Source organism: Glycomyces sp. NPDC050141, assembly GCF_055586545.1.
Map to the genome: position 1 here is coordinate 1 of NZ_JBVJHZ010000040.1, position 19,976 is coordinate 19,976.

At 69.1% G+C, this 19,976-nt stretch carries 19 protein-coding genes; 7 read left to right on the forward strand and 12 right to left on the reverse strand.

Annotation, left to right across the window (positions count from 1 at the left end; genetic code table 11):
* The first annotated feature begins 210 nt into the window (after window positions 1-210).
* Window positions 211-1,440, forward strand: coding sequence for a S8 family peptidase (locus tag ACZ60M_RS20510; protein WP_465420342.1), 1,230 nt, complete (start codon window positions 211-213; stop codon window positions 1,438-1,440).
* Window positions 1,441-1,618: 178 nt separating this feature from the next.
* The gene (locus ACZ60M_RS20515; RefSeq protein WP_465420344.1) at window positions 1,619-1,990 is read left to right on the forward strand and encodes a lactococcin 972 family bacteriocin; all 372 of its coding nucleotides are present in this window, start codon (window positions 1,619-1,621) and stop codon (window positions 1,988-1,990) included.
* A 49-nt stretch (window positions 1,991-2,039) separates the two neighbouring features.
* Here the strand turns inward: ACZ60M_RS20515 and ACZ60M_RS20520 are convergent, their stop codons facing one another.
* Complete coding sequence (locus ACZ60M_RS20520; protein WP_465420346.1) at window positions 2,040-2,672, reverse strand: TetR/AcrR family transcriptional regulator; 633 nt, start codon at window positions 2,670-2,672, stop codon at window positions 2,040-2,042.
* Window positions 2,673-2,735: 63 nt separating this feature from the next.
* Here ACZ60M_RS20520 and ACZ60M_RS20525 point away from each other — a divergent pair, with 63 nt between their 5' ends.
* The gene (locus ACZ60M_RS20525) at window positions 2,736-4,097 is read left to right on the forward strand and encodes an MFS transporter (protein ID WP_465420348.1); all 1,362 of its coding nucleotides are present in this window, start codon (window positions 2,736-2,738) and stop codon (window positions 4,095-4,097) included.
* Window positions 4,098-4,151: 54 nt separating this feature from the next.
* On the opposite strand, the gene ACZ60M_RS20530 is transcribed toward ACZ60M_RS20525, so the two are convergent.
* The 4 genes from ACZ60M_RS20530 to ACZ60M_RS20545 all read right to left on the reverse strand — a co-directional run bounded on the left by ACZ60M_RS20530 (window position 4,152) and on the right by ACZ60M_RS20545 (window position 7,498).
* Window positions 4,152-4,961 carry a CPBP family intramembrane glutamic endopeptidase gene (locus ACZ60M_RS20530; RefSeq protein WP_465420350.1) on the reverse strand — a complete coding sequence of 270 codons (810 nt, stop codon included), beginning with the start codon at window positions 4,959-4,961 and terminating at the stop codon, window positions 4,152-4,154.
* Window positions 4,962-5,074: 113 nt separating this feature from the next.
* The gene (locus tag ACZ60M_RS20535; RefSeq protein WP_465420352.1) at window positions 5,075-5,773 is read right to left on the reverse strand and encodes an NADPH-dependent F420 reductase; all 699 of its coding nucleotides are present in this window, start codon (window positions 5,771-5,773) and stop codon (window positions 5,075-5,077) included.
* A gap of 92 nt (window positions 5,774-5,865) precedes the next feature.
* Window positions 5,866-6,498, reverse strand: a complete 633-nt coding sequence (locus ACZ60M_RS20540; RefSeq protein ID WP_465420353.1) for a hypothetical protein — start codon at window positions 6,496-6,498, stop codon at window positions 5,866-5,868.
* A 121-nt stretch (window positions 6,499-6,619) separates the two neighbouring features.
* Window positions 6,620-7,498 (reverse strand): peptidoglycan-binding domain-containing protein, encoded by an 879-nt coding sequence (locus tag ACZ60M_RS20545; RefSeq protein WP_465420355.1) that lies wholly within the window; start codon window positions 7,496-7,498, stop codon window positions 6,620-6,622.
* A gap of 201 nt (window positions 7,499-7,699) precedes the next feature.
* Here ACZ60M_RS20545 and ACZ60M_RS20550 point away from each other — a divergent pair, with 201 nt between their 5' ends.
* From ACZ60M_RS20550 to ACZ60M_RS20560, 3 genes are all read left to right on the forward strand, one after another.
* Window positions 7,700-8,083 carry an effector-associated constant component EACC1 gene (locus ACZ60M_RS20550; RefSeq protein ID WP_465420357.1) on the forward strand — a complete coding sequence of 128 codons (384 nt, stop codon included), beginning with the start codon at window positions 7,700-7,702 and terminating at the stop codon, window positions 8,081-8,083.
* Window positions 8,083-11,163 (forward strand): caspase, EACC1-associated type, encoded by a 3,081-nt coding sequence (locus tag ACZ60M_RS20555; RefSeq protein ID WP_465420359.1) that lies wholly within the window; start codon window positions 8,083-8,085, stop codon window positions 11,161-11,163. The genes ACZ60M_RS20550 and ACZ60M_RS20555 overlap by 1 nt, the downstream gene beginning before the upstream one ends.
* Window positions 11,164-11,251: 88 nt before the next feature.
* Window positions 11,252-11,683, forward strand: a complete 432-nt coding sequence (locus ACZ60M_RS20560; RefSeq protein WP_465420360.1) for a hypothetical protein — start codon at window positions 11,252-11,254, stop codon at window positions 11,681-11,683.
* A 54-nt stretch (window positions 11,684-11,737) separates the two neighbouring features.
* On the opposite strand, the gene ACZ60M_RS20565 is transcribed toward ACZ60M_RS20560, so the two are convergent.
* From ACZ60M_RS20565 to ACZ60M_RS20595, 7 genes are all read right to left on the reverse strand, one after another.
* On the reverse strand, window positions 11,738-13,012 hold the full coding sequence (locus ACZ60M_RS20565; protein WP_465420362.1) for a thymidine phosphorylase: 1,275 nt from the start codon (window positions 13,010-13,012) through the stop codon (window positions 11,738-11,740).
* 87 nt (window positions 13,013-13,099) lie between these two features.
* Entirely contained in the window at window positions 13,100-13,486 is a 387-nt protein-coding gene (locus ACZ60M_RS20570) for a cytidine deaminase (protein ID WP_465420364.1), read from the reverse strand.
* A 2-nt stretch (window positions 13,487-13,488) separates the two neighbouring features.
* Complete coding sequence (locus ACZ60M_RS20575) at window positions 13,489-14,763, reverse strand: ABC transporter permease (RefSeq protein ID WP_465420366.1); 1,275 nt, start codon at window positions 14,761-14,763, stop codon at window positions 13,489-13,491.
* A gap of 5 nt (window positions 14,764-14,768) precedes the next feature.
* Window positions 14,769-16,052 carry an ABC transporter permease gene (locus tag ACZ60M_RS20580; RefSeq protein ID WP_465420367.1) on the reverse strand — a complete coding sequence of 428 codons (1,284 nt, stop codon included), beginning with the start codon at window positions 16,050-16,052 and terminating at the stop codon, window positions 14,769-14,771.
* Complete coding sequence (locus ACZ60M_RS20585; RefSeq protein WP_465420369.1) at window positions 16,049-17,629, reverse strand: ABC transporter ATP-binding protein; 1,581 nt, start codon at window positions 17,627-17,629, stop codon at window positions 16,049-16,051. Before ACZ60M_RS20585 ends, ACZ60M_RS20580 begins: the two co-directional genes overlap by 4 nt.
* A gap of 30 nt (window positions 17,630-17,659) precedes the next feature.
* Window positions 17,660-18,757, reverse strand: coding sequence for a BMP family lipoprotein (locus tag ACZ60M_RS20590; RefSeq protein WP_465420371.1), 1,098 nt, complete (start codon window positions 18,755-18,757; stop codon window positions 17,660-17,662).
* 210 nt (window positions 18,758-18,967) lie between these two features.
* Window positions 18,968-19,315 (reverse strand): hypothetical protein, encoded by a 348-nt coding sequence (locus ACZ60M_RS20595; protein WP_465420373.1) that lies wholly within the window; start codon window positions 19,313-19,315, stop codon window positions 18,968-18,970.
* Window positions 19,316-19,447: 132 nt separating this feature from the next.
* On the opposite strand from ACZ60M_RS20595, the gene ACZ60M_RS20600 reads away from it, so the two are divergent.
* A complete protein-coding gene (locus ACZ60M_RS20600; RefSeq protein ID WP_465420375.1) occupies window positions 19,448-19,960 on the forward strand; it encodes a hypothetical protein in 513 nt (170 codons plus the stop codon).
* Window positions 19,961-19,976: the final 16 nt, after the last annotated feature.

Here is a 19,976-nt window from a genome sequence, read left to right on the forward strand (position 1 = left end):
GGTGGTGGGGGGGGGGGGTGGGCGCGGGGGGGGTAGAGAAGTGTCGCCCTCCTCTCTCCCCCCCCCCTGCCCCAGGGGGGGGGGGGGGGGGGGGGGGGGGGGGAGGGGCCCCCCCCCCCCCCCCCCCCCCCGCCCGGCCCTCCACCCTCCCCCCGGGGACGGCCGCCCCCAAGCAGGCGGGCGCCCCCACCCGACAAAAGGAGTTCCGTCTTGTCAACGGCAGGAACGAAACGGCGCATCCGAACCACCGCCGCAATCGCCATCGCGGCAGCAGCGGCCGGAGGCTCGCTGGTAGCGGCCTCGGCATTCGCCGGTGCCGCCGAACCCCCGGCACCCGACGCCAGCGACCTCATCATCGGCGCCGACTCCCCCGACGCGATCGCGGGCGAGTACATCGTCGTCATGGAAGACCAGACCGTCAGCGCCGCAAGCGGACTGGACGCGCTCGCCGACGACCTCGGGGTCACCGTGGACGTCGAGGACACCCTCGGCCTCGTCGACGGCTACGTGGCCGAGATGAGCGAGAGCGAAGCGCTCGAACTCGCCGCCGACGACGCGGTCGCGTACGTCGAGCAGAACCAGACGGCCTACGCCTCCGAGGTGCAGGCCGACCCGCCGTCGTGGGGCCTCGACCGCGTCGACCAGGACGCGCTCCCGCTCGACCAGTCCTATGAGTACACCCAGTCCGGCGCGGGCGTCGAGGCGTTCGTGCTCGACACGGGCGTGAACCTCACCCACCAGGAGTTCGAGGGCCGCATCGGCGAAGGCTACGACTTCATCGACGACGACGCCGACCCCACCGACTGCCACGGGCACGGCACGCACGTCGCCGGGACCATCGGCGGCTCCACGTACGGCCTCGCGAAGGACGTCACGATCCGCCCCGTCCGCGTCCTCGACTGCGAGGGCTCGGGTTCGTACGCGGCGATCATCGGCGGCATCGACTGGGTCGCGGCGAACGCGGGCGAGTCGGCCGTCGCCAACATGAGCCTCGGCGGTTCCTTCAGCCAGGCCCTGAACGACGCGATCGCCGCTGCGGTCGAGTCGGGCGTGACCTTCGCGATCGCCGCGGGCAACGAGAGCCAGGACGCGTGCGACGTGTCCCCGGGCTCCGAGCCGAGCGCGATCACCGTGGGCGCCACCGATGAAGACGACGCCGCCGCGTCGTTCTCGAACTTCGGCGAGTGCGTCGACATCCTCGCCCCCGGCGTCGGCATCACCTCCGCGTGGATCGACGCCGACGACGCCGAGAACACCATCTCGGGCACCTCGATGGCCGCCCCGCACGTCGCGGGCGTCGCCGCCCTGTTCCTCGAGGCGAACCCGGGCGCGACCCCTGACGAGGTCGCGACGGCCCTCACCGAAGGCGCCGTCCCGGACGCCGTGACCGACCCGAACGGCAGCCCGAACCTGCTGCTGAACACGGCTTTCCTGGGCTAACACCCGAGGAAGAGGAGGGAAGGGGCCGGGCGGCAACGCTCCGGCCCCTTCGTCGTGTCGGATTCCGGACAGGCGCGGGAAAGGCCTGAGCGGCAAGGATTCCGGTGATGTGATTGGTGCGGGAGCCGCTCAGGGCTGCCAGCATCTCAACCACCAGGGGGAACGTGCGATGAAGCGCGTGAAGCAAGCGACCGCGGCCGCCGTCATGGCGGCCGCTCTGCTGTTCGTCGGCACTGGCGCGGCCCAGGCCGGGACCGGGGGCGCCGGGGACGCGGACGAGAGCCGCGTGATCGTCCGCGAGGCGACCGAGGACGACAAGTGCGAGGACGTCGGCGGCGGCACCTGGTGCTACGGCTGGGGCCTCGACGGCAGCGGCCTGAAGGGCTGCTACTCGAACTACTTCCACCCTTCGAACCGGCACAGCGCCTGGGCCTCGATCGGCAACGACGAGTCCCGCGACGTCCAGGACGCCGGGGCGACGGCGCGGGCCTACGCCGTCGCGGGCCACGCCTTCACCTGCCACGTCAAGTACAACCCGGACGCCAGCTAGTCCGTGCGAACGCGGCCCCGGCAGCTCGGCTGCCGGGGTCGCGGCGCGTTCAGTCGGCGAGGAAGGTGCGCCGCAGGAGAAACCCGAGCCGTTCGGCGACTTTCTCTGTGTCCCAGCCGCAGTCGTCGGCGAGGGACTCCATCATGTCGGTGGCGATGAGCGCCCAGAGCATGTCGACGGCCTCCTCCGCGCCCCACCGCGAGTCGAGCCTCCCTGCGCTCTCCAGGCGCCCGATGACGATGCGGCAGTTCTGCTGCTGGCGTTCGGCGACGCCGCGCTGGTAGTCCTCGACCGCCGGGTCGCTGTGCCGGGTGTTGCGGATGGCCCGGTGGACGCCCTTGGCGCGCAGGTTGACGCGGGTCAGGTGCCTCGCCCATTCGTCGAGCACCGCTTCGGGGGTCTCCTGCGCCCAGATCCGCTCCAGGGAGTCCGCGAGCCCCAGGTGCTCGACCGCGTAGTCGTGCAGCGCCGGAATCAGCTCGGCCCGCGACCGGAAGTGCAGGTAGACGGCGCGGCGCGAGACCCCGGCCCGGTCGGCGACGGCGTTCATCGTCAGGCCTTCGAAGCCCTGGGACTCGACGATCGCGAAGATCGCCTCGAGCAGCGCGGCCCGGGTCCGGCGGCCGCGCGCGTTCTGCGGCTCGGCGGGGCTCACTGTGACGCCCGAGTCAGGCCGTTGCAACTTCTCATGGTGTGTAGTTTACTAAGTTCACACCTAGTGAAGTTTAAGAAGGAAACCATCCCGATGAACTACGCGCCCGCAACAAGCACCCCCGTTGCGCCCCATCCGAACCGCTGGTCAATGGTCGTCGCCGCCGGGCTGATCCTCTTCATGATCAACATCGACGTGTTCACCGTCGCCACCGTCATCCCCGCCATCACCGAGGACTTCCGGGTCTCGCCCGCCGCCGCCCAGTGGGCGGTCCTCGGGTTCACGCTCCCGGCTATCGCCCTGGTCATCCCGGCCGGAACCTGGCTCGCGAACGTCGGCCGCCGCCCGGCCCTGCTGCTCTCGGTCGGCGGCTTCGCGGCCCTCGGCGCGGGCGTCGCGCTCGCGCCCGACATCGGCTGGCTCATCGCCGCCCGCTTCGTCCAAGGCGGGTTCGCGGCGGTCACCTTCGTGCTCCTCCCGCTCATCGCCGCCGAATCCGTGGCCCCGGCCCTGCGCGGCCGCGCCATGGGCCTGGTCTTCGCGATCGGCCCCGTCGGCGGCATCGCCGGACCGGTGCTCGCCGGGCTCCTCGCCGACCAGTTCGGCTGGCGCGCAGCGTTCCTCCTCAACATCCCGGTCGCGGTCGCGATCCTCGCGATCGCGGCCCGGGCGCCCCGCACGGTCCCGCTCCGCGCCCCCGACCGCAGCGCCCTGCCCCAGGTCGCCTACCTCTTCACGGCCGCCGCCGCGACGCTCCTCGCCATGACCCTCGCCGTCGAGGTCGACCCGGTCTGGTTGGCGCTCTTGCTCATCGCGGTCCCGCCGGTCCTCGCCTGGCTCCGCACCGACTCCGGGCGCGACGTCCGCCAACTGTTCACCGCCGCCCGCGGGCCGCTGCTCTCACTCGCCGCGCAGTCGTCCGTGCAGCTCGTCCTCATGCTCATGCTCCCGTTCTTCCTCACCCGGGAACTGCACGTCGACGCGGCCGAAGTCGGCCTGCCCGGCATGGTCCTCGCCGCCACCATGGCCGCGACCAGCCTCGCCGCCGGATGGCTCACGGACTCCTGGGGCGCCCGCCCCACCGCGGCCCTCGGCATGGCCGTGATGACCGTCGGCGCCGCCGCGATCGCGTTCCTGAATCCGGAGTGGATGATGATCGAGATCCTCTGGCGCATCGCCGTAGTCGGCATCGGGGTCGGCCTCTACGCGAGCGCCCAGACCGCGATGACCCTCGCAGCGACCCCGCCGCATCTGGTCTCGACGGCTTCGGGAACGCTCAGCCTGGTCCGCCAAGCCGCCATCGCCGTCGCGCCGTCCCTCGCGACCCTCTCGTGGGGCCTCGCGGGCTACTCCCTCACCGGCATGAGAGGCGTCATCGCGGGGATCGCCGTGATCGGAGTACTGGGCCTGGTCGCCCTGCTGGCCAACGGGAACCGCGCAAGTTCCCAGCGGTGAAACACGCTTAGGGGCGCCGTCCAGATGGACGGCGCCCCTCGGTCTTTCGTTGTGCTACATGGCTCCGGTGGTGTAGAGGATGGTGCCGACGACGGTCATCAGGAGCGCCGAACCCGGGTGCATCCAGATGGAGGCGCGGATGTCGTGCTTGCCCCAGACGAACCAGATGCCCGGGAGCAGGAACAGGATCTTGGAGGGGACGGTCCAGATCGCCCAGAAGTGGTAGATCGAGAACAGGACCGTGTTGAACAGCGGGGCCCAGCGGCCCAGCTGCGGGAGCCTGGGGAGCAGGAACCCGCGGAAGTAGTACTCCTCGATCAGCGGCAGCAGGAACCCGGTGAAGGGGCCGCAGATCAGCAGCGTGACGATCACGGTCTTCAGCTCGTAGGCGTCCAGGTAGGAGGTGCCGGAGCCGCCGGAGCCCTCGAAGGTGACCCAGGAGAAGAAGTTGTCGTACATGAACACGTCGAGCGGGGCGAGGGAGAGCGACACGACGGTCATGTAGAGCATGAAGCCGATGCCGATCAGGGTGATCTTGCCGCGCTTGAAGGGCTTGTCCCGGTAGTGGACGACGCCGCCGCGCATCGTGTACTTCCCGGTCTGCTTCTTGCCCAGCCAGAACAGGCCGAACCAGAGCGGGAAGAGCACGACGGCCAGGGCGATGGCCCAGGCGGCGAAGATCGGGGCGCCGATCGCGTGGGAGATCGGGGCACCCACGAGGGCGTACACGGCGACGATCAACGCGCCGGGGACCAGGTGCAGGGCGATAGAGAAAGGAACGGAGTGGCGGTCGGCGAGCAGTTTCGCGACGAATCGGTTGGCGGGGCGGGCCTTCGGGGCCTCGGAGTGCTGCATTTCGTTCATGTCCGAAAGCATCGTCGGCCGCGCTGTCGCGGCCCTGTCGCCGGACTGACACCGCACCTGACACGCGAAAGGGGCGACGCGTTCCGCGTCGGCCCAACTCAGTTCAACTGCGATTACATGTCGCGGTATCGCTTGGCGGCCTTGAGCAGCGGCTCGAAGACCTCGGCCGTGGCCTGCTTCGCGGGGACGTCGAAGTTGCCGTCCGCCGGCTTCTGCGCGAAGTACGCGCCGCCGTAAGCAGGGGTGTCGCGCTGGAAGCGCCAGCCCTCGGCGAGCTGGCCGACATCGTAAGCGTCCCAGCCGATCGAGTCGAGGAAGCCCGTGGCGGTCTTCTTCGCGTCCGCGTCGTCTCCGGCGATCAGGAGGACCGACCGCTCCGCGTCGCCGCTCGGGCGGGCGAGCTCGGCGATGTGCTTGAAGAAGATGTTGTTGAAGCCCTTGACGACGAGCGACTCCGGAAGGTGCGCCTGCAGCAGCTCGCTCGTGGTGGTGGACTCGTCGTCGAGCTCGGCGAACTGGCCGTCGCGCTGCGGGTAGTAGTTGTTGGTGTCGATGACGACCTTGCCGCGCAGCTCCTCGACCGGGACGGTCTTGTAGGCGCTGAGCGGGACCGTGACGACGACGAACTCGCCCGCCGCGGCCGCCTCGGCGGGCGTCGCCGCGCGGGCCTTCGGGCCGAGTTCCGCCACGAGCCCGGCGAGCGAGTCGGGCCCGCGCCGGTTGCTGAGGACAACGTCGTGGCCCGCCGCGACCGCGAGACGCGCGATCGTGCCGCCGATGTTTCCACTGCCGATGAATCCGATGGTGCTCATAACCGTTCACAACGAGCACCCGGCGGCGGCCATTCCCCCGGTTTGCGGTGATACGCGCCATCGCGGCAAGCCTGGAGCCGGAAGGCCCGCCGTCACTGCCGAACGAAGCGGCCGCCTGCGTGACGCTCCAGAGCCGTCACGAAGTCCGCTTCCGAAGGCCGGACTTCGGAGAGCACGCACAGCCGGTAGCCTCGGCCTGCCTCCGAGGGGTACAAGCCGACCCCCGGCTCGACACCATTCCCGGCCTTGGGGACGAAAACCAGGTAACGCCTTGTTCCTACTTGGCTGATCGCTACCTTCTCGGCCCTCGCCCAGTCGAAACGCCGCACGGACCTTCGACCCGCACGCACCACGATCGCGCTCGCATCCACCTCGACCTTCCACGCCGCCGTCGCTGTCCCGAGCAGGTGCACCCCCAACCCAAGCAGGCAGACGCCAAGGACGGCCTTTGCCAGCTCGGCGCCCTCCGAAAGATCCGGGGGCCCGCCGAAGATGGCGCCGAAGCCGAAAAGCATGCAGGTAGCTGGGATCACCCAGACAGCGGGGTCGGGCGGAGGCCTGCAGTAGAAGACCTCAGGAGCCGGCTCGACCCCCGTGCCGCTTGGTCGCCTCACCACTGGTTCCGGCTGCCTGCCCTGATGAAACTGCCGGTAGGCGAGGTAGGCGCTCAAGATCGCGACGAACAGCCCTGCAACTTGCAAGGCGAGGTTCAACCCGTCATCCATGTTCGAACGATACTCCCAGGCCGGCAACGGAACACGCCTTCGAAGTCCGGCGTGAGGCGTGCGGCGCCGCAGTGAGCCGGGCGCGGTGCGTGCAGTCTCGCACCGCGCCCGGAGTCGTCGGCTAACCGCGCTTGTACTTCTCCCACCAGGTGAAGGAGCCCTTGTAGGCGTCCGGGGTGTTGTCGGCCGCGTGGCTGGCGAGCCCGTTCTTGCCGTAGAAGTAGTCGTGGACCTGCGCCTGGGCGACCCCGGCCATGTCCGTGTCGCCCACCGCGTTCGCGTGGATGTGGTAGCTGAAGCCCTGCTCGGGCGTGCGCAGCCACGCCGCGAACCCGACGTCGCGCAGGGCCTTGACGGTCTGCCAGCGCTGCGTCGTGCTCATGGACCCGACCGCGATGTCGACGACGCCGCCGCCGTCGTGCGTCCCGGCGGAGTCGGGGTTGCCGGTCGTGTAGGAGCCCTGGGTGAGGGTGATGCTCCACGAGAGCTTGCCGTCGGCGGCCGCGAGCATGTTCTTGGTGCGGGTGTTGACGCGCTTGCCGCCGTAGGTGTCGGTGCTCGACCCGACGCTGATCTGGCGGGTGACCGTGTACAGGCCGGTGTCGGTGCCGAGCTTGGTGAGCGAGGTCGGGCCGGGGATGCCGTTGGCGTCGAGTCCGGTGTAGCCCAAGGACTTCTGGTAGTTCGCGTACGCGGTGACGGTGGTGGTGCCGTAGTGGCCGTCCACCGAGGAGGCGGCGAGGAAGTTCTTGGCGTCGAGCGCCTGCTCCACGACCTTGACGTGCGGCCCGGCGGTGAGCGTGGTGCCCGTGCCGGACTTCGGCGGGTCGACCATCGCGGCGACGAGCACGAGCTCCATGTCGACCACGGCGGCGGCCTCGGCGGCGCTTGCCGTGAAGACGGCCGGGACGGTCGCGGCGCTGATGCCGCCCGCTGCGATGAGCGCGCGGCGCAGGAGCTGGCGCCGGGAGTGGGTGTCGGGTGTTGCTTCGGAGGTCATCTTTGGGTCCCTTCCTGGAGCTTCGCACCGAGGGGTGATCGACGCGACAGGTGTCGTGTAACGAGACCATATCGGAGAAATCTTTCGTTGAGAAGTCCTTCAGTGAAACAAAACTTCATCTTGGGGGTCGCGCCCCTTCACGGCCTGACACGTTGAGCGGCGGGCAAATATCATTGAGCGACACTCGTCAGAGAGGTGGCCATGTCCTCGACCGTCGAAGTCGCGATCTCCCCGGAGACTGCTAAATACGCCCCCGACAGCCCCCAGTGGCGACGCGAAGTCGCCGCCCTCCACGCCGACCTGAGCCGCGAGACCGCTTCTGTCGCAATGCGCTCCGAGCCCACGGGCGGAACCAAGGGCGCGGCGGTCGACGTGATCCTCGCGCTCGGCACCTCGGGTGCGCTCGTCTCGGCGGTCCAGATTCTCCGCGCCTGGCTCGGCCGCGACAAGACCCGCTCGATCACCGCCGTATGGACCGATGAGGACGGTAAGGAACGACGGTTCACCCTCACGGGCGAGAACATCGACCAGCAGTCGCTCACCGCACTGAGCGAGTCGATCGGCCGCATGATCGAAGGCCGCTGATGCCCGACCGCCGCTACCGGGCCCTGCTCATCGGCAACGCCGTCTTCCGCCGCGACCCGCAGGGCCTCCCGAGACTGCAGGGCCCGCGCGCCGATGTGGACGCCCTGTGCGAGGCGCTGGCCGACCCGCAGTCGGGCATGTTCGCGGCCGAGGACATCGAACCCCTCATCGACCGGAACGTGCAGAGCCTGCGCGAAGAGCTGCACCGCTTCTTCATCGAGGACGCCACCCGTGACGACGTCCTGTTCCTCTACTACAGCGGCCACGGCAAACTCGACCTCCTCGGCCGTCTCCACCTGTGCGCCAGCGACACCCGCGTGAACGCCCTGCCCGTGACCGCGCTCCGGTACAAGGACGACATCGACACACTCATCGAGGCCTCCCCCGCGGCCTCCACGGTCACCATCCTCGACTGCTGCCACAGCGGCGCCTTCCGCGGCGGCGAACTCAAGATCAAGGCCACCGGCAGCGGCCGCTGCGTCATCACCAGCGCCAGCGCCAACGAACTCGCCCTCGACGCCACGGGCCCCGGCGGCACGAGCCCCTTCACCAACGCCCTCGTCACCGGCCTCCGCTACGCCCGAGCCGACGACCACCTGACCGCTCAAAGCCTTTACGACTACGTCGAAACCGAACTCACCCCCGCAGGCAACTCCAGCCCCCAGTTCTACTTCGACGGCGAAGGCGCCATCGTCCTCGCCAAGCGGCACAACCCGATCGCTCCGGCACCCCTCCCCGCACCGGTCAACGAGATCGCGCTGCCGGAGGAGATCGAAGAACTCCTGCAGTTCGAAGAAGAACCCGAGGCCCAGCCCGCCGCCTCCGCGCCCCAGCTGGACCTGCCCGAGCCCCGGACCAGGCTCTGGACGCTCCTCAACGAAGCGGCCACCTCGCTGGTGTCCGGCCCGCTCGTGGGCCCTGAGCCCGCCGATTCGCTCAGAGACCTCTTCGAGCAGGCCGCCCGAATCGCGCCGCAGTGGCCGCAGGCCGTCCTGAAGCGGCTCGATGACAGTCCGCTCCACCAACCGATCGCCGAGGCCACGGCTATCGGCTTCGCCGCAACGGATCCCGATCTGGCGGCCGAGTTCGTCAGGGGACTCCCCGACCGCACCCCGTCCCGCGTCGGCGCCGCACTCGCCCTCGCAGGGGCGCTCCCGGAGTCGCGGCAGCCCCTTGCCGAGGCCATGATCCAAGATGCGGCAAGCCATGCGAGGGTAATCCACAGCAGCACGGCATCCGTCCGGGTCCTGGCGCGGTTCCTGGGGATCCTCATCGACGCCGAGGAGGACAAGGTCACCGGCCTGGACTGGTCCGCAACCGGACTGACGGTGCGCCACGTCGCGGTCGCAGCGGCGGCACACTCCTCTGACATGCGACCTTTCGTGGAAGCCGGCCTACTCAACTGCATCGGGAGCCAAGCCGATCCGTTGAGGCAGCGATCATTGAGAGCCGAGGCCGGACTGCTGCTGGCGCCCTTCGACCCCGCATTCGCCGCCGACTACTTCAAGGCCGACGGGCACTTCCTGCCCCGCAGTGCCTTCGAGGACATCACGGCCTTCGAAATCATCCTCGGCGCCACCGCGATGCTCGCCGCAGACCGGCAGACCGCCAACCGGCTGTTCGAACTCGCGGAGCTCCGCTGCCAGACCGAGGAGGACTGGACCGAACTCTTCGACGCCCTCATGCTCCACATCGACACCGCCCACCTGCATCCACCTGCATACGCGGACCACTTGCTCCACGCCATCGAGCGGGCCGTCGATCAGGTGCCCGAAGACAAGCTCGACAAGCTCGCGGAGACCGCCGTGAATCTCGCAACCGCCGAGCCGAAAGTCGCCGCGAGGCTGCTGGACCTCCATCCCGAAGAGGAGCAGATCTGCGGGGAACTGATCCGGGCGGCGGGCCGCGCAGCGCCCGTCGACATGAAGTCGGCGAAGCATATGGCGGCCAAGGCTGAACGCGTCATCGTGTCGGTCTCGGATTTCGACAAGCGGAGTCGGCACCTGGCGAGGCTTGCCGAGGCGTATGCGGCGATCGACCCCGACGACGCCATGCGGATCATCGATTCGACACCGCGAGAAGGGGCGTGGCGCGCTATCGCGCTCACCGACGCGACAACGGTCATCAGCTCCACGGCACCGGACCGGGTCGACGACCTGATCGCGAGGTTCGCACCCGACAGCGACTCGGACGACCATCTCAGCGACATCGCGGAAGGACTGGCCAAGACCGACCCCGACCGGGCGATTCGACTCTCGGAAGGAATTCAGGACTCCATCCATAAGGGATCTGCCCTCGCCGCAGTCGTAGAAGCCATGATCCCTCGGTCGATCGGAACAGCGGACGACATTGCCCGGAGCATTTCCACCCCTTTCTTCAGGGCCTCCGCCATGGCGACCGTCGCAGCAGCGGTCGCTGCCGAAGATCCCGGCCGCGCCGCCGCGATCGCGAGCGCCATTCCGAACGACGAGCAATACCTTCCCCAAAGGATCACCGCTTTCGTCGCCGCTGCGCGTGTCTGGGCAGCGGACCGGAGCAACGAGTCCGAGCAGATCTTGCGCTTGGCCGAAGAGACAGCGGAGGAACTTGTTACCGATGCGATCGAGAAGAGCAAGGCGTTGACCGAGATCGCGTCGGTCTACATGGAGTTCGCACCGATACACGCGTCCTGGCTGCTTGCGACTGCTGAGCATCTGGTGGACTTGACTCCGGCTACGAGTGAGGAAGACCGCCTGACTGCGCTTGCCTCCACGATGGTGGTGTCGGCTGCGGCCGTCCCAGGGCAGGCAGAGCGCCTTGCTGGCAGGCTGCCGGGATCATGGGACGAGCGAAACGCGTACCTCGCGAAGGCCGTGGCGGCCATGGCGCCAGTCGATGCCCGCCGGGCGGAGCGGATGGCGGGGCTCATCGGCGACCCGCAGGCGCGGCTCGGAGTTCAGTCGGCGCTGCTCGACACGCTGAGCGAGACGTCGCCCGCGAAGGCCGAGCGGCTGGCGCTGTCGATGCCGCACAGTGCGGAGCGGATCGAAGGGTTGGTCAAGGTCGCAGAGGCGCTGCATCGGCGGCAGTCGGGCGAGTAGGGGCTGCGAGTTCGCTCCCCCGCTAGGGGGAGGATGCCGACACTCGCGGGTGAGGCGTGCATGGCACCACTTTTCGTAGGGTCGTGGCATGTCCAGCACTACGCTTCCCCTGATTCGCCGTGCTTCGCGCGGAGCGGCACGCCTGACCGGTATCGCCGGTTGGTCGGTCGTGGCCATCGCCGTGCTTCACACCGTCGTCTTCGCTCCCGTATCGCCCTGGGGCGCATGGTTCGACGGGTCGCTCCAGCGCGGCGACGCCGATCCTGAATCCGTCGCGCTCTTCTGGGCGCTGCCAGGGAGCTTCGTTGTTCCCGTGATCCTGTTGGGGCTGTTCATGATCCGGATGGGCAGGCAGCGGCAGCGCATCGGGCTCCCCTTCACGCTCACACTGGTGGCCTGGGTGTCGTTCTGCATCTGGCTGGTCGGGCCGAGCGGGTTCATGCTCGTGTACGTGCCTGCCGGACTGCTCGTCGCCGCTTCGGTCCTCGACCGTCGGGCACGTCGCGCGGCCCAAACCTGAAAACGCCGAAGGGCGGCGCCGCAAAAGCGGTGCCGCCCTTCTACATGCTTGCTGTTAGACGATGCGGTCGAGGATGATCGGGCCGCGCTTGGCGGGTTCGGCTCCGACTTTCCATTGGCCGGCAAGGGTCTCCTTGGCGGCGGCGAAGCGCTCGGGGGTGTCGGTGTGGAGGCGGAAGACGGTCTCGCCCGCCTTCACCGGCTCGCCGACGGTCTTCAGGATCTCGATGCCCGCACCGAACTGGACCGGCTGGCCCTGGCGTTCGCGGCCGGCGCCGAGGCGCCAGGCGGCGACGCCGACGGCGTAGGCGTCCATCTCGGCGACGAAACCGTCGGCGTCGGCGGTGATCTCCTCGAACTCGCGGGCGACCGGGAGCGGGGCGTCGACCTCGCCGCCCTGGGCGCTGATCATCTTGCGCCACTTGTCCATCGCGCGGCCGTCGTTGAGGGCGGCGGCCGGGTCGGCGTCGGGCTGGCCCGCTGCAGCGAGCATTTCCTTCGCCAGAGCCACGGTCAGCTCGACGACGTCCTCGGGGCCGCCGCCGGCCAGGACCTCGACCGACTCGCGCACCTCGAGGGCGTTGCCTGCCGTGCGGCCCAGCGGGATCGACATGTCCGTCAGGAGCGCGCGGGTGTCGACGTCGTGGTCCTTGCCGAGGCGGACCATGGTCTCGGCGAGCTCACGGGCCTGGGCGAAGTCCTTCATGAACGCGCCCGAGCCGACCTTGACGTCGAGGACGATCGCGTCGGCGCCCTCGGCGATCTTCTTGCACATGATCGACGAGGCGATGAGCGGAATCGCCTCCACAGTGGAGGTGATGTCGCGGAGGGCGTACAGCTTCTTGTCGGCCGGGGCGAGGTCGCCGGTGGCCGCGCAGATGACCGCGCCGATGTCCTTGAGCTGCTCGATGACGCTCGCCTCGGTCATGTCGACCTGGAAGCCGGGGATCGACTCGAGCTTGTCGAGGGTGCCGCCGGTGTGGCCGAGGCCGCGGCCCGAGAGCTGCGGGACCGCCACGTCGAAGACGGCGACGAGCGGAGCCAAGGGCAGCGTGATCTTGTCGCCGACGCCGCCCGTGGAGTGCTTGTCGACGCAGGGCTTGCCGACCGCCGAGAGGTCGAGCTTGATGCCCGAGCGGATCATCGCGGCCGTCCAGTCGGCGATCTCGCGCGGCTCTGCGCCGTTGAGGAAGATCGCCATGGCCAGGGCCGACATCTGCTCGTCGGCGACGACGCCCTTGGTGTAGGCGTCGATGACCCAGTCGATCTGGGCGGTCGAGAGTTCGCCGCCGTCCCGTTTGGTGCGGATGACGTCTACAGCGGTGATCATTGGATTTCCCTCACAATGGAATTCGAGACGGCGGGACAGCCTTGGCGCTGCTTGCGAGCCATAAATTGGCACAGCCCCGCCCTCGCCCTACAGGTATTCGGGGCCGAACGCGCCCGGGAGCAGTGCCCCCACGGTCGTCGGCTCCGGCGCGGCGTCCACCAGGCACTCGGCGCCGCCGTGCTCGTAGAGCAGCTGGCGGCAGCGGCCGCAGGGGGTGAGGGGTTCCCCTGCCCGGTCGACGCAGGCGATCGCGACCAGGCGCCCGCCGCCCGTGGCGGCGAGCTCCGAGACCATGCCGCACTCGGCGCACAGGGTCAGGCCGTACGAGGCGTTCTCGACGTTGCAGCCGGAGACGATCCGGCCGTCGTCGACGAGTCCGGCGACACCGACCGGGAACTTCGAGTACGGGGCGTAGGCATTGGCCATGGCCTGGCGGGCCTTGTCCCGCAGCGCGTCCCAGTCGATGTCGGCCATGGCTACTTGTCTCCCGGGTTGTACGGCACGCCGTCGGCCGCGGGGGCCTTGGCCTTGCCGATGAGTCCGGCGACGACCACGAGGGTCACCGCGTACGGCAGCATCTTCAGGAAGTCGCCCGGGATGAGCGCGCTTCCGGCGGCGTCGAGGTCGCGGGCGATCTGGGTGGTGAAACCGAAGATCAGCGCCCCGGCGAGGACGCCGAGCGGGTTCCAGCGGCCCACGATCATGACGGCGAGCGCGACGAAGCCGAGCCCGGCGGTCATGTTCTTGTTGAACGCCAGCGAGTTCGCGATGGTGAACCAGGCCCCGCCGAAACCGGAGAGGAGACCGGCGGCGACGACGTTCCAGTACCGCAGGCGGTTGACGTTGACGCCCATGGAGTCCGCGGCCGCCGGGTGCTCGCCGACCGCGCGGGTGCGCAGACCCCAGCGGGTCCGGTAGAGCAGGAACCAGACCACGAAGACCAGGACGAGCCCGACGTACACGAACAGCTTCTGCTGGAACAGGACCGGGCCGAGGACCGGGATGTCCGCGAGCGGGCCCCAGTTGACCGTGGAGACGGTGAACGGGTCGTTGAGGCCTTCGGACTTCTTCAGCTGGTCGTACATGAAGCTGGTGAAGCCGAGCGCCAGCAGGTTCAGGATGACGCCGACGACGACCTGGTTGACCTGGTACTTGGTCGCGAGCAGCGCCAGGAGCATGGTCGAGAGGGACCCGGCGACCATCGCGCCGAGCATCCCCGCGTAGACGTTCCCGGTGACGTTGGCGATCAGGACGCCGGTGAAGGCGCCCATGAGGAACTGGCCCTCGATGCCGATGTTGATGACGCCCGAGCGTTCGCACACGACGCCCGAGAGCGCGCCGAAGATGTACGGCATGGAGAGGAACAGCGCCCCGGCGAGGATCGACTCGGCGCGGAACACCGTCCCCGGCTGGGAGTAGGACCAGAACAGGAGGCCCAGCACGAACGCGGTCACCGCGACGGCCGAGACGAGCTTGTGGCGGCGGCGGGGCAGGCCCGCGAGCATCCACGCGCCCGCGCCCGCCGTGAGCGCGCCGAGGAACAGGACCACGCCGCGCGTGGGCAGGGCCCACTCGACGTCGGTCATGGTCTTGTCGAAGGCGATCGTGGTGGTGCGGTCCCCGTCGAGCACCGCCAGGGCGATGACGAGGAGGAACGCGCCGAGGATCGCGAACGTGACGCCGCCCTTGAGATGGCGTTCCACGGCGCGGTCGTCGACGAGCGCCGGAGCGGCGATGGTGTCCACTGCCATGGGGCTCACCAGCCTTTCGCTTCGAGGGTGACCAGGCCGCCGCGCGGCGTACGCAGGTGCAGGATGGCCTTGACCAGTGCGGGAGCGGCGATGAACAGCACGATGATCGCCTGGAGCAGTGTCGAGATGTCGACCGGGACGTCGGGCTGCGCCGAGAGCGCGCCCGCCTTCAACGCACCGAACAGGAGCGCCGCGGCGACGATCCCGCCGGGCTTGGCCCGGCCCAGGAGGGCCACGGTGATGCCGTCGAACCCGTACTCGAGCGGGGTCGAAGCGGTGACGCCGGTCGAGTACACGCCGAGCGACAAGGTCGCGCCCGCGAGGCCCGCGATGGCGCCGGAGACGGCCATCGTGGTCGTGTAGGTGCGGCCGATGTGCATGCCCGCGGTCGCGGAGGCGTGCTCGTTGAAGCCGACCGCGCGGATGCGGAACCCGAAGGTGGACTTCGACAGCAGCCACCACACCAGGACCGCCGCCCCGATGCCGATGATGAGCCCGAGGTTGACGCGGAGGGACTCGTTCAGTCCGGAGAGCAGCGTCGGGAGCGTCGCGGATTCGTGCACCGACTTGGAGATGAGCTGCGTGCTCAGTTCCGAGTGGAGGAAGCCGGTTCCCAGCGCCCACACCAGGAACAGCGCGGCGATGTTGTTGAGCATGATCGAGGAGATGACCTCGTGCGCACCGGTGCTGGCCTTGAGGACGCCGGGGATGGCGCCGAACAGGCCGCCCGCGACGGCGCCCGCGAGGACGGCCAGCGGGAGGTGGAGCCAGATCGGCAGGTCCAGGCTGAAGCCGACGACGAGCGCGCCGAGGATGCCGAAGATCATCTGGCCCTGGGCGCCGATGTTGAACAGCCCGGCCTTGAAGGCGAGGCCGACCGCGAGGCCGGTGAAGATCAGCGGCGTCGCGTAGGTGAGCGTCTCCGACAGGGGCCGCAGCAGGTCGCCGAAGTCGGCGGTCCCGGCGGCGAACTTGTCGAGCGTGTTCAGGTTGAGGATCGCGCCCTCGAACAGCGAGAGGTAGGCCTGGGCGACGAGGTCGCGGGTGGCGTAGTAGGCGTCCTGCGGCCGGGAGAAGAAGTACGAGTACGTGCTGCGCGTGTACTCGTCCGAGAGGACCAGGAGGATGCCGCCGATGAGGAACGCCAGCAGCAGGGAGTAGACCGTGACCATGACCGAGTTCGCCTCGGTCAGGTAGCGGCCGAAGAGCCGCATGAAGTTCGGCTTCGACTCCGGGGTCTCGCCCGCCTCAGGCTGTTCGGGGGCCGGGGCCTTGGTATCCGTGCTCATCGGTCACCTCCGTTGGCTTCCTCGTCGGTCTCGGCCTCGTCGGCCGCGGTGGTCTCGGGTGCGGTGGTCTCAGGTGCGATGTCGGCGCCGACCATGAGGCGGCCGATCACCTCGCGGGGCGTGTCGGGGGCGACCTCGCCGACGATGCGGCCGTTGTAGATCACGGCGATGCGGTCGGCCAGGGCGTAGATCTCGTCCAGTTCGGACGAGATCAGCAGGACCCCGGTGCCGGTGTCGCGCTCGGCGACCAGGCGCGAGTGGATGAACTCGGTCGCGCCGACGTCGACGCCGCGGGTCGGCTGCGCCGCGACGAGGAACCGGCGGGGCCGGGAGAACTCGCGGGCGATGATGACCTTCTGCGCGTTGCCGCCCGAGAGCGCCGAGACGGGCTCGTCCGGGGACTGGGTGCGGATGTCGAACTCGGCGATCGAGTCGACCGCGCGCTTGCGCACCGCGCCCGCGTTCACCGCGCCGCGCTTGCTGAACGGCGCGTCGCGGTACTGGTTGAGGACGATGTTCTCGGCGACCGAGAACTCCGAGATGACGCCGTCGCGGCCGCGGTCCTCGGGGATGTAGCCCAGGCCGTCCGCGATGCGGTGGGCCGGGCCCGTGCCGTGCACGTCCTTGCCGTCGATCGCGATGCGGCCATCGTTGGGCTTGATGAGGCCGAGGATCGCGCGGGCCAGTTCGGTCTGGCCGTTGCCCTCGACGCCCGCCAGGCCCACGATCTCGCCCGAGTGGACGGTGAGCCCGAGCCCGTCGAGGACCTTCACGCCCGCGTCGGAGACGACGGTGAGGTCCTTGACTTCGAGGCGCGCCTCGCCCGGCTCGGCCGGGGTCTTGTCGACCTGGAGGGTCACGGCGCGGCCGACCATCGCCGAGGCCATCTCGGCCTCCGAAGCGGTCGGCTCCAGCTCGGCCACCACTTTGCCGCGCCGGATCACCGTGATGGTGTCCGCGACGGCCTGGACCTCTTTGAGCTTGTGGGAGATGAACAGGATCGACGTGCCTGCCTCAGCGAGGTTCCGCATGATCTGCAGGAGCTCGGTGATCTCCGCGGGCGTGAGCACCGCGGTCGGCTCGTCGAGGATGAGCAGTTCCGTCTTCGGCCCCGACAGGGCCTTGACGATCTCGACGCGCTGCTGGACGCCCACGGGCAGGTCCTCGCAGATCGCGTCGGGGTCGAGCTTGAGGCCGTACTCCTCCGAAACCTGGCGTACGGCCTTGCGCGCGGCCTTGGCCGAGAGCACCCCCAGACCCTGGGTGTGCTCCCGGCCCAGCTGCACGTTGTCAGCGACGCTGAAGGGCCCGACGAGCTTGAAGTGCTGGTGCACCATCCCGATCCCGGCGGCGATCGCGTCGCCCGGACCGTTGAAGGAGACCGGCTCTCCGTCGATGAGGATCTCGCCGCTGGTGGGCGTGAGAATCCCGTAGAGCATGTTCATGAGCGTCGACTTGCCCGCGCCGTTCTCGCCGAGGATGGCGTGGATCTGGCCGGGCTCGACCACGAGGTCGATGTCGTCGTCAGCGGTGAACGAGCCGAACTTCTTCGTCAGGCCCTTCAGTTCAAGTCGCAAGGCACGTCCTTCTTCGAAGCGTTCCGGCGGTTACGAGACCGGGCTGGCCGGGGAGGTGAGGACGATGGAGCCGTCGATGATGCCCTGGCGCAGCGCGTCGACCTCGGCCTTGGTCTCCTCCGAGATCACGGACTCGAAGTCGTGGTACGGAGCGATCGAGACGCCGTCGTTGGCGAGCGTGCCGACGTAGGTGCCGTTGCCGGCCTCGTCGTTGTAAGCCGCGAGCACGGCTTCCTTCACGGCCACGTCGAGGGCCTTCTCGGCGGAGGTGATGAGCTCGGAGCCGTACTCGGTCGACTCGAAGCCGTCGGTGTCGACCCAGATGGCGTTGACGGTGTCGCTGTCGGCGGCGGCGGTCAGCGCGCCGATACCGGCGGGGCCGGCGACCGGGAACAGGATGTCCGCGCCCTGCGAGATGAAGGTGTCCGAAGTGCTCTTGCCAGCGGCCGCGTCCTCGAAGTTGCCGAGGAAGGTGCCGGTCTGGGCTTCCTTGTCCCAGCCCAGGAGCTTGACGTCGGCGCCCTTGTCGGTGTTGTACTTGGCGATGCCCTCGGCGAAGCCGTCCATGAAGATGGTCACCGGGTTGATCTGCATGCCGCCCCAGGTGGCGACGGTGCCGGTCTTCGTCTGCGAAGCGGCGATGTAGCCGGCCAGGTACGCGGACTGCGCGGTGTCGAACTGGATCGAGTACACGTTCTCGGTCTCGACCGGCGCGAAGCTCGCGTCGATCGGGGAGCCGTCGACGATCGCGAAGCCGACCTCGGTGTTGGCCAGGGCGGCGGTGGTGACGTTGCCGGCCATCAGGCCGCCGACGCCGACGATGAAGTCGCAGCCGTCGTCGACCGAGGCCTGCAGGTTCGGGTCGTAGTCGGCCTCGGAGGAGGACTCCTTGTAGGTGACCGCGATGTCGGAGTTCTCCTCCGCGGCGGACTCCATGCCGGCCCACGCGGACTCGTTGAAGGACTTGTCGTCGATGCCACCGGAGTCGGTGACCATGCAGGCGGAGAACGACGCGTCGGCGTTGTCGCCGCTGCCGTTCTCGGACGGGGCCTCACCGCAAGCGGCGAGGGCGGCGAGGCCGACGGCGGAAACGCCCGCCAGGGCCAGCTTGAACGGCTTGACAGCCATCTCGGTCTCCTTTGACAATCCAAGGGGTAAGTCGATACCCGCATAATCATGGCCGCACCCGGTGGCCTTTGACACCGACCTTGACTATTTCGTTACCGAAACATCCTATGACTGAGATCCACGGTGAACTGGTGTTTCACCCGGGCTACGGCGCGATTGCAGCTCCGGGGGCCTTCGGACGGTCACAAGTAGGTGAATTCCGGGGCGGCGCTACGTCCAGAAGACGGCGACACCTGCGGTCACGGCGATGAGCGCGCCCGTCGCGTAGAAGTGCCCCGCGGCGACCTTCTCGCGCTTCTTCCACACCGGGATCGCGATCATGACTGCGAGCATCAGCGCGAGCAGGAACTTCACGCCGAGCTTGGCGTGGTTGGCGTCGCCCTCGGAGGCGACGATGCCGTACAGGACGATGCCCGTGGCGAGCTGGACCGCGATGCCGTACAGCATCGCCGAGTTGAAGTTGAACCTCTTCGAGAGCAGGGACACGAGCCAGCCGCCGAAGACGGCCGCGAACCCGAGCAGGTGGAGGTAGCGCAGCAGCAAGTGGACGAATTCCATGCGCCGGAGTATTCCAGAGCGCCGCGCGGGCGATGGCGCGAGCGGCCGGACCCGAGCACCGATCACACGGGACCCACGCCCGCGACCGCGCGCAATATCCTGGGTGGACCCCCACCCCCGAGGAGGCCCGCGATGGCCGAACCGCAATCCGAGCCCGCGCTGCCGGAAGGGCCCGCCGAACAAGTTGAGGCCGAGGAGTACGCGCCCGACCCGGGGCCCGTCCCCGGCTCGGGGCTGGCCGCCCTCGCGGCCCTGTGGCTCTTCGCCACCGCCCTGGGCAGCTGCTTCTTCATCGCCGCTGCGATGCTCGTCTTCAACCTCGCCGCCGAGGACGCCCCCGCGGGCGAGACCGCCCAGGCGGCGGTCGCCGCCCTGGTACTCGGCACGCTCACCGTGCTCCACATCGTCGTCGCCGTATCGCTGCGGCAGGCTCGCGAATGGGCGCGCAAGACCGCGGTGCTCGTCGAGACCGGGGCCGTCGCGGCCTGCCTGGTCGGGACGGTCGCCGCGTTCAAACTCGACGCTGACATCGCGTCCCAGATCTCCGGGGCCTGCCTCCTAGGCGTGCTCCTCCACTGCGGCGTGATCGCGCTCGTGTCGACCCGCGCCATGAGGGCATGGTGCGAAAACGGCCGGGCTGTATAGCCCGGCCGTTCACACT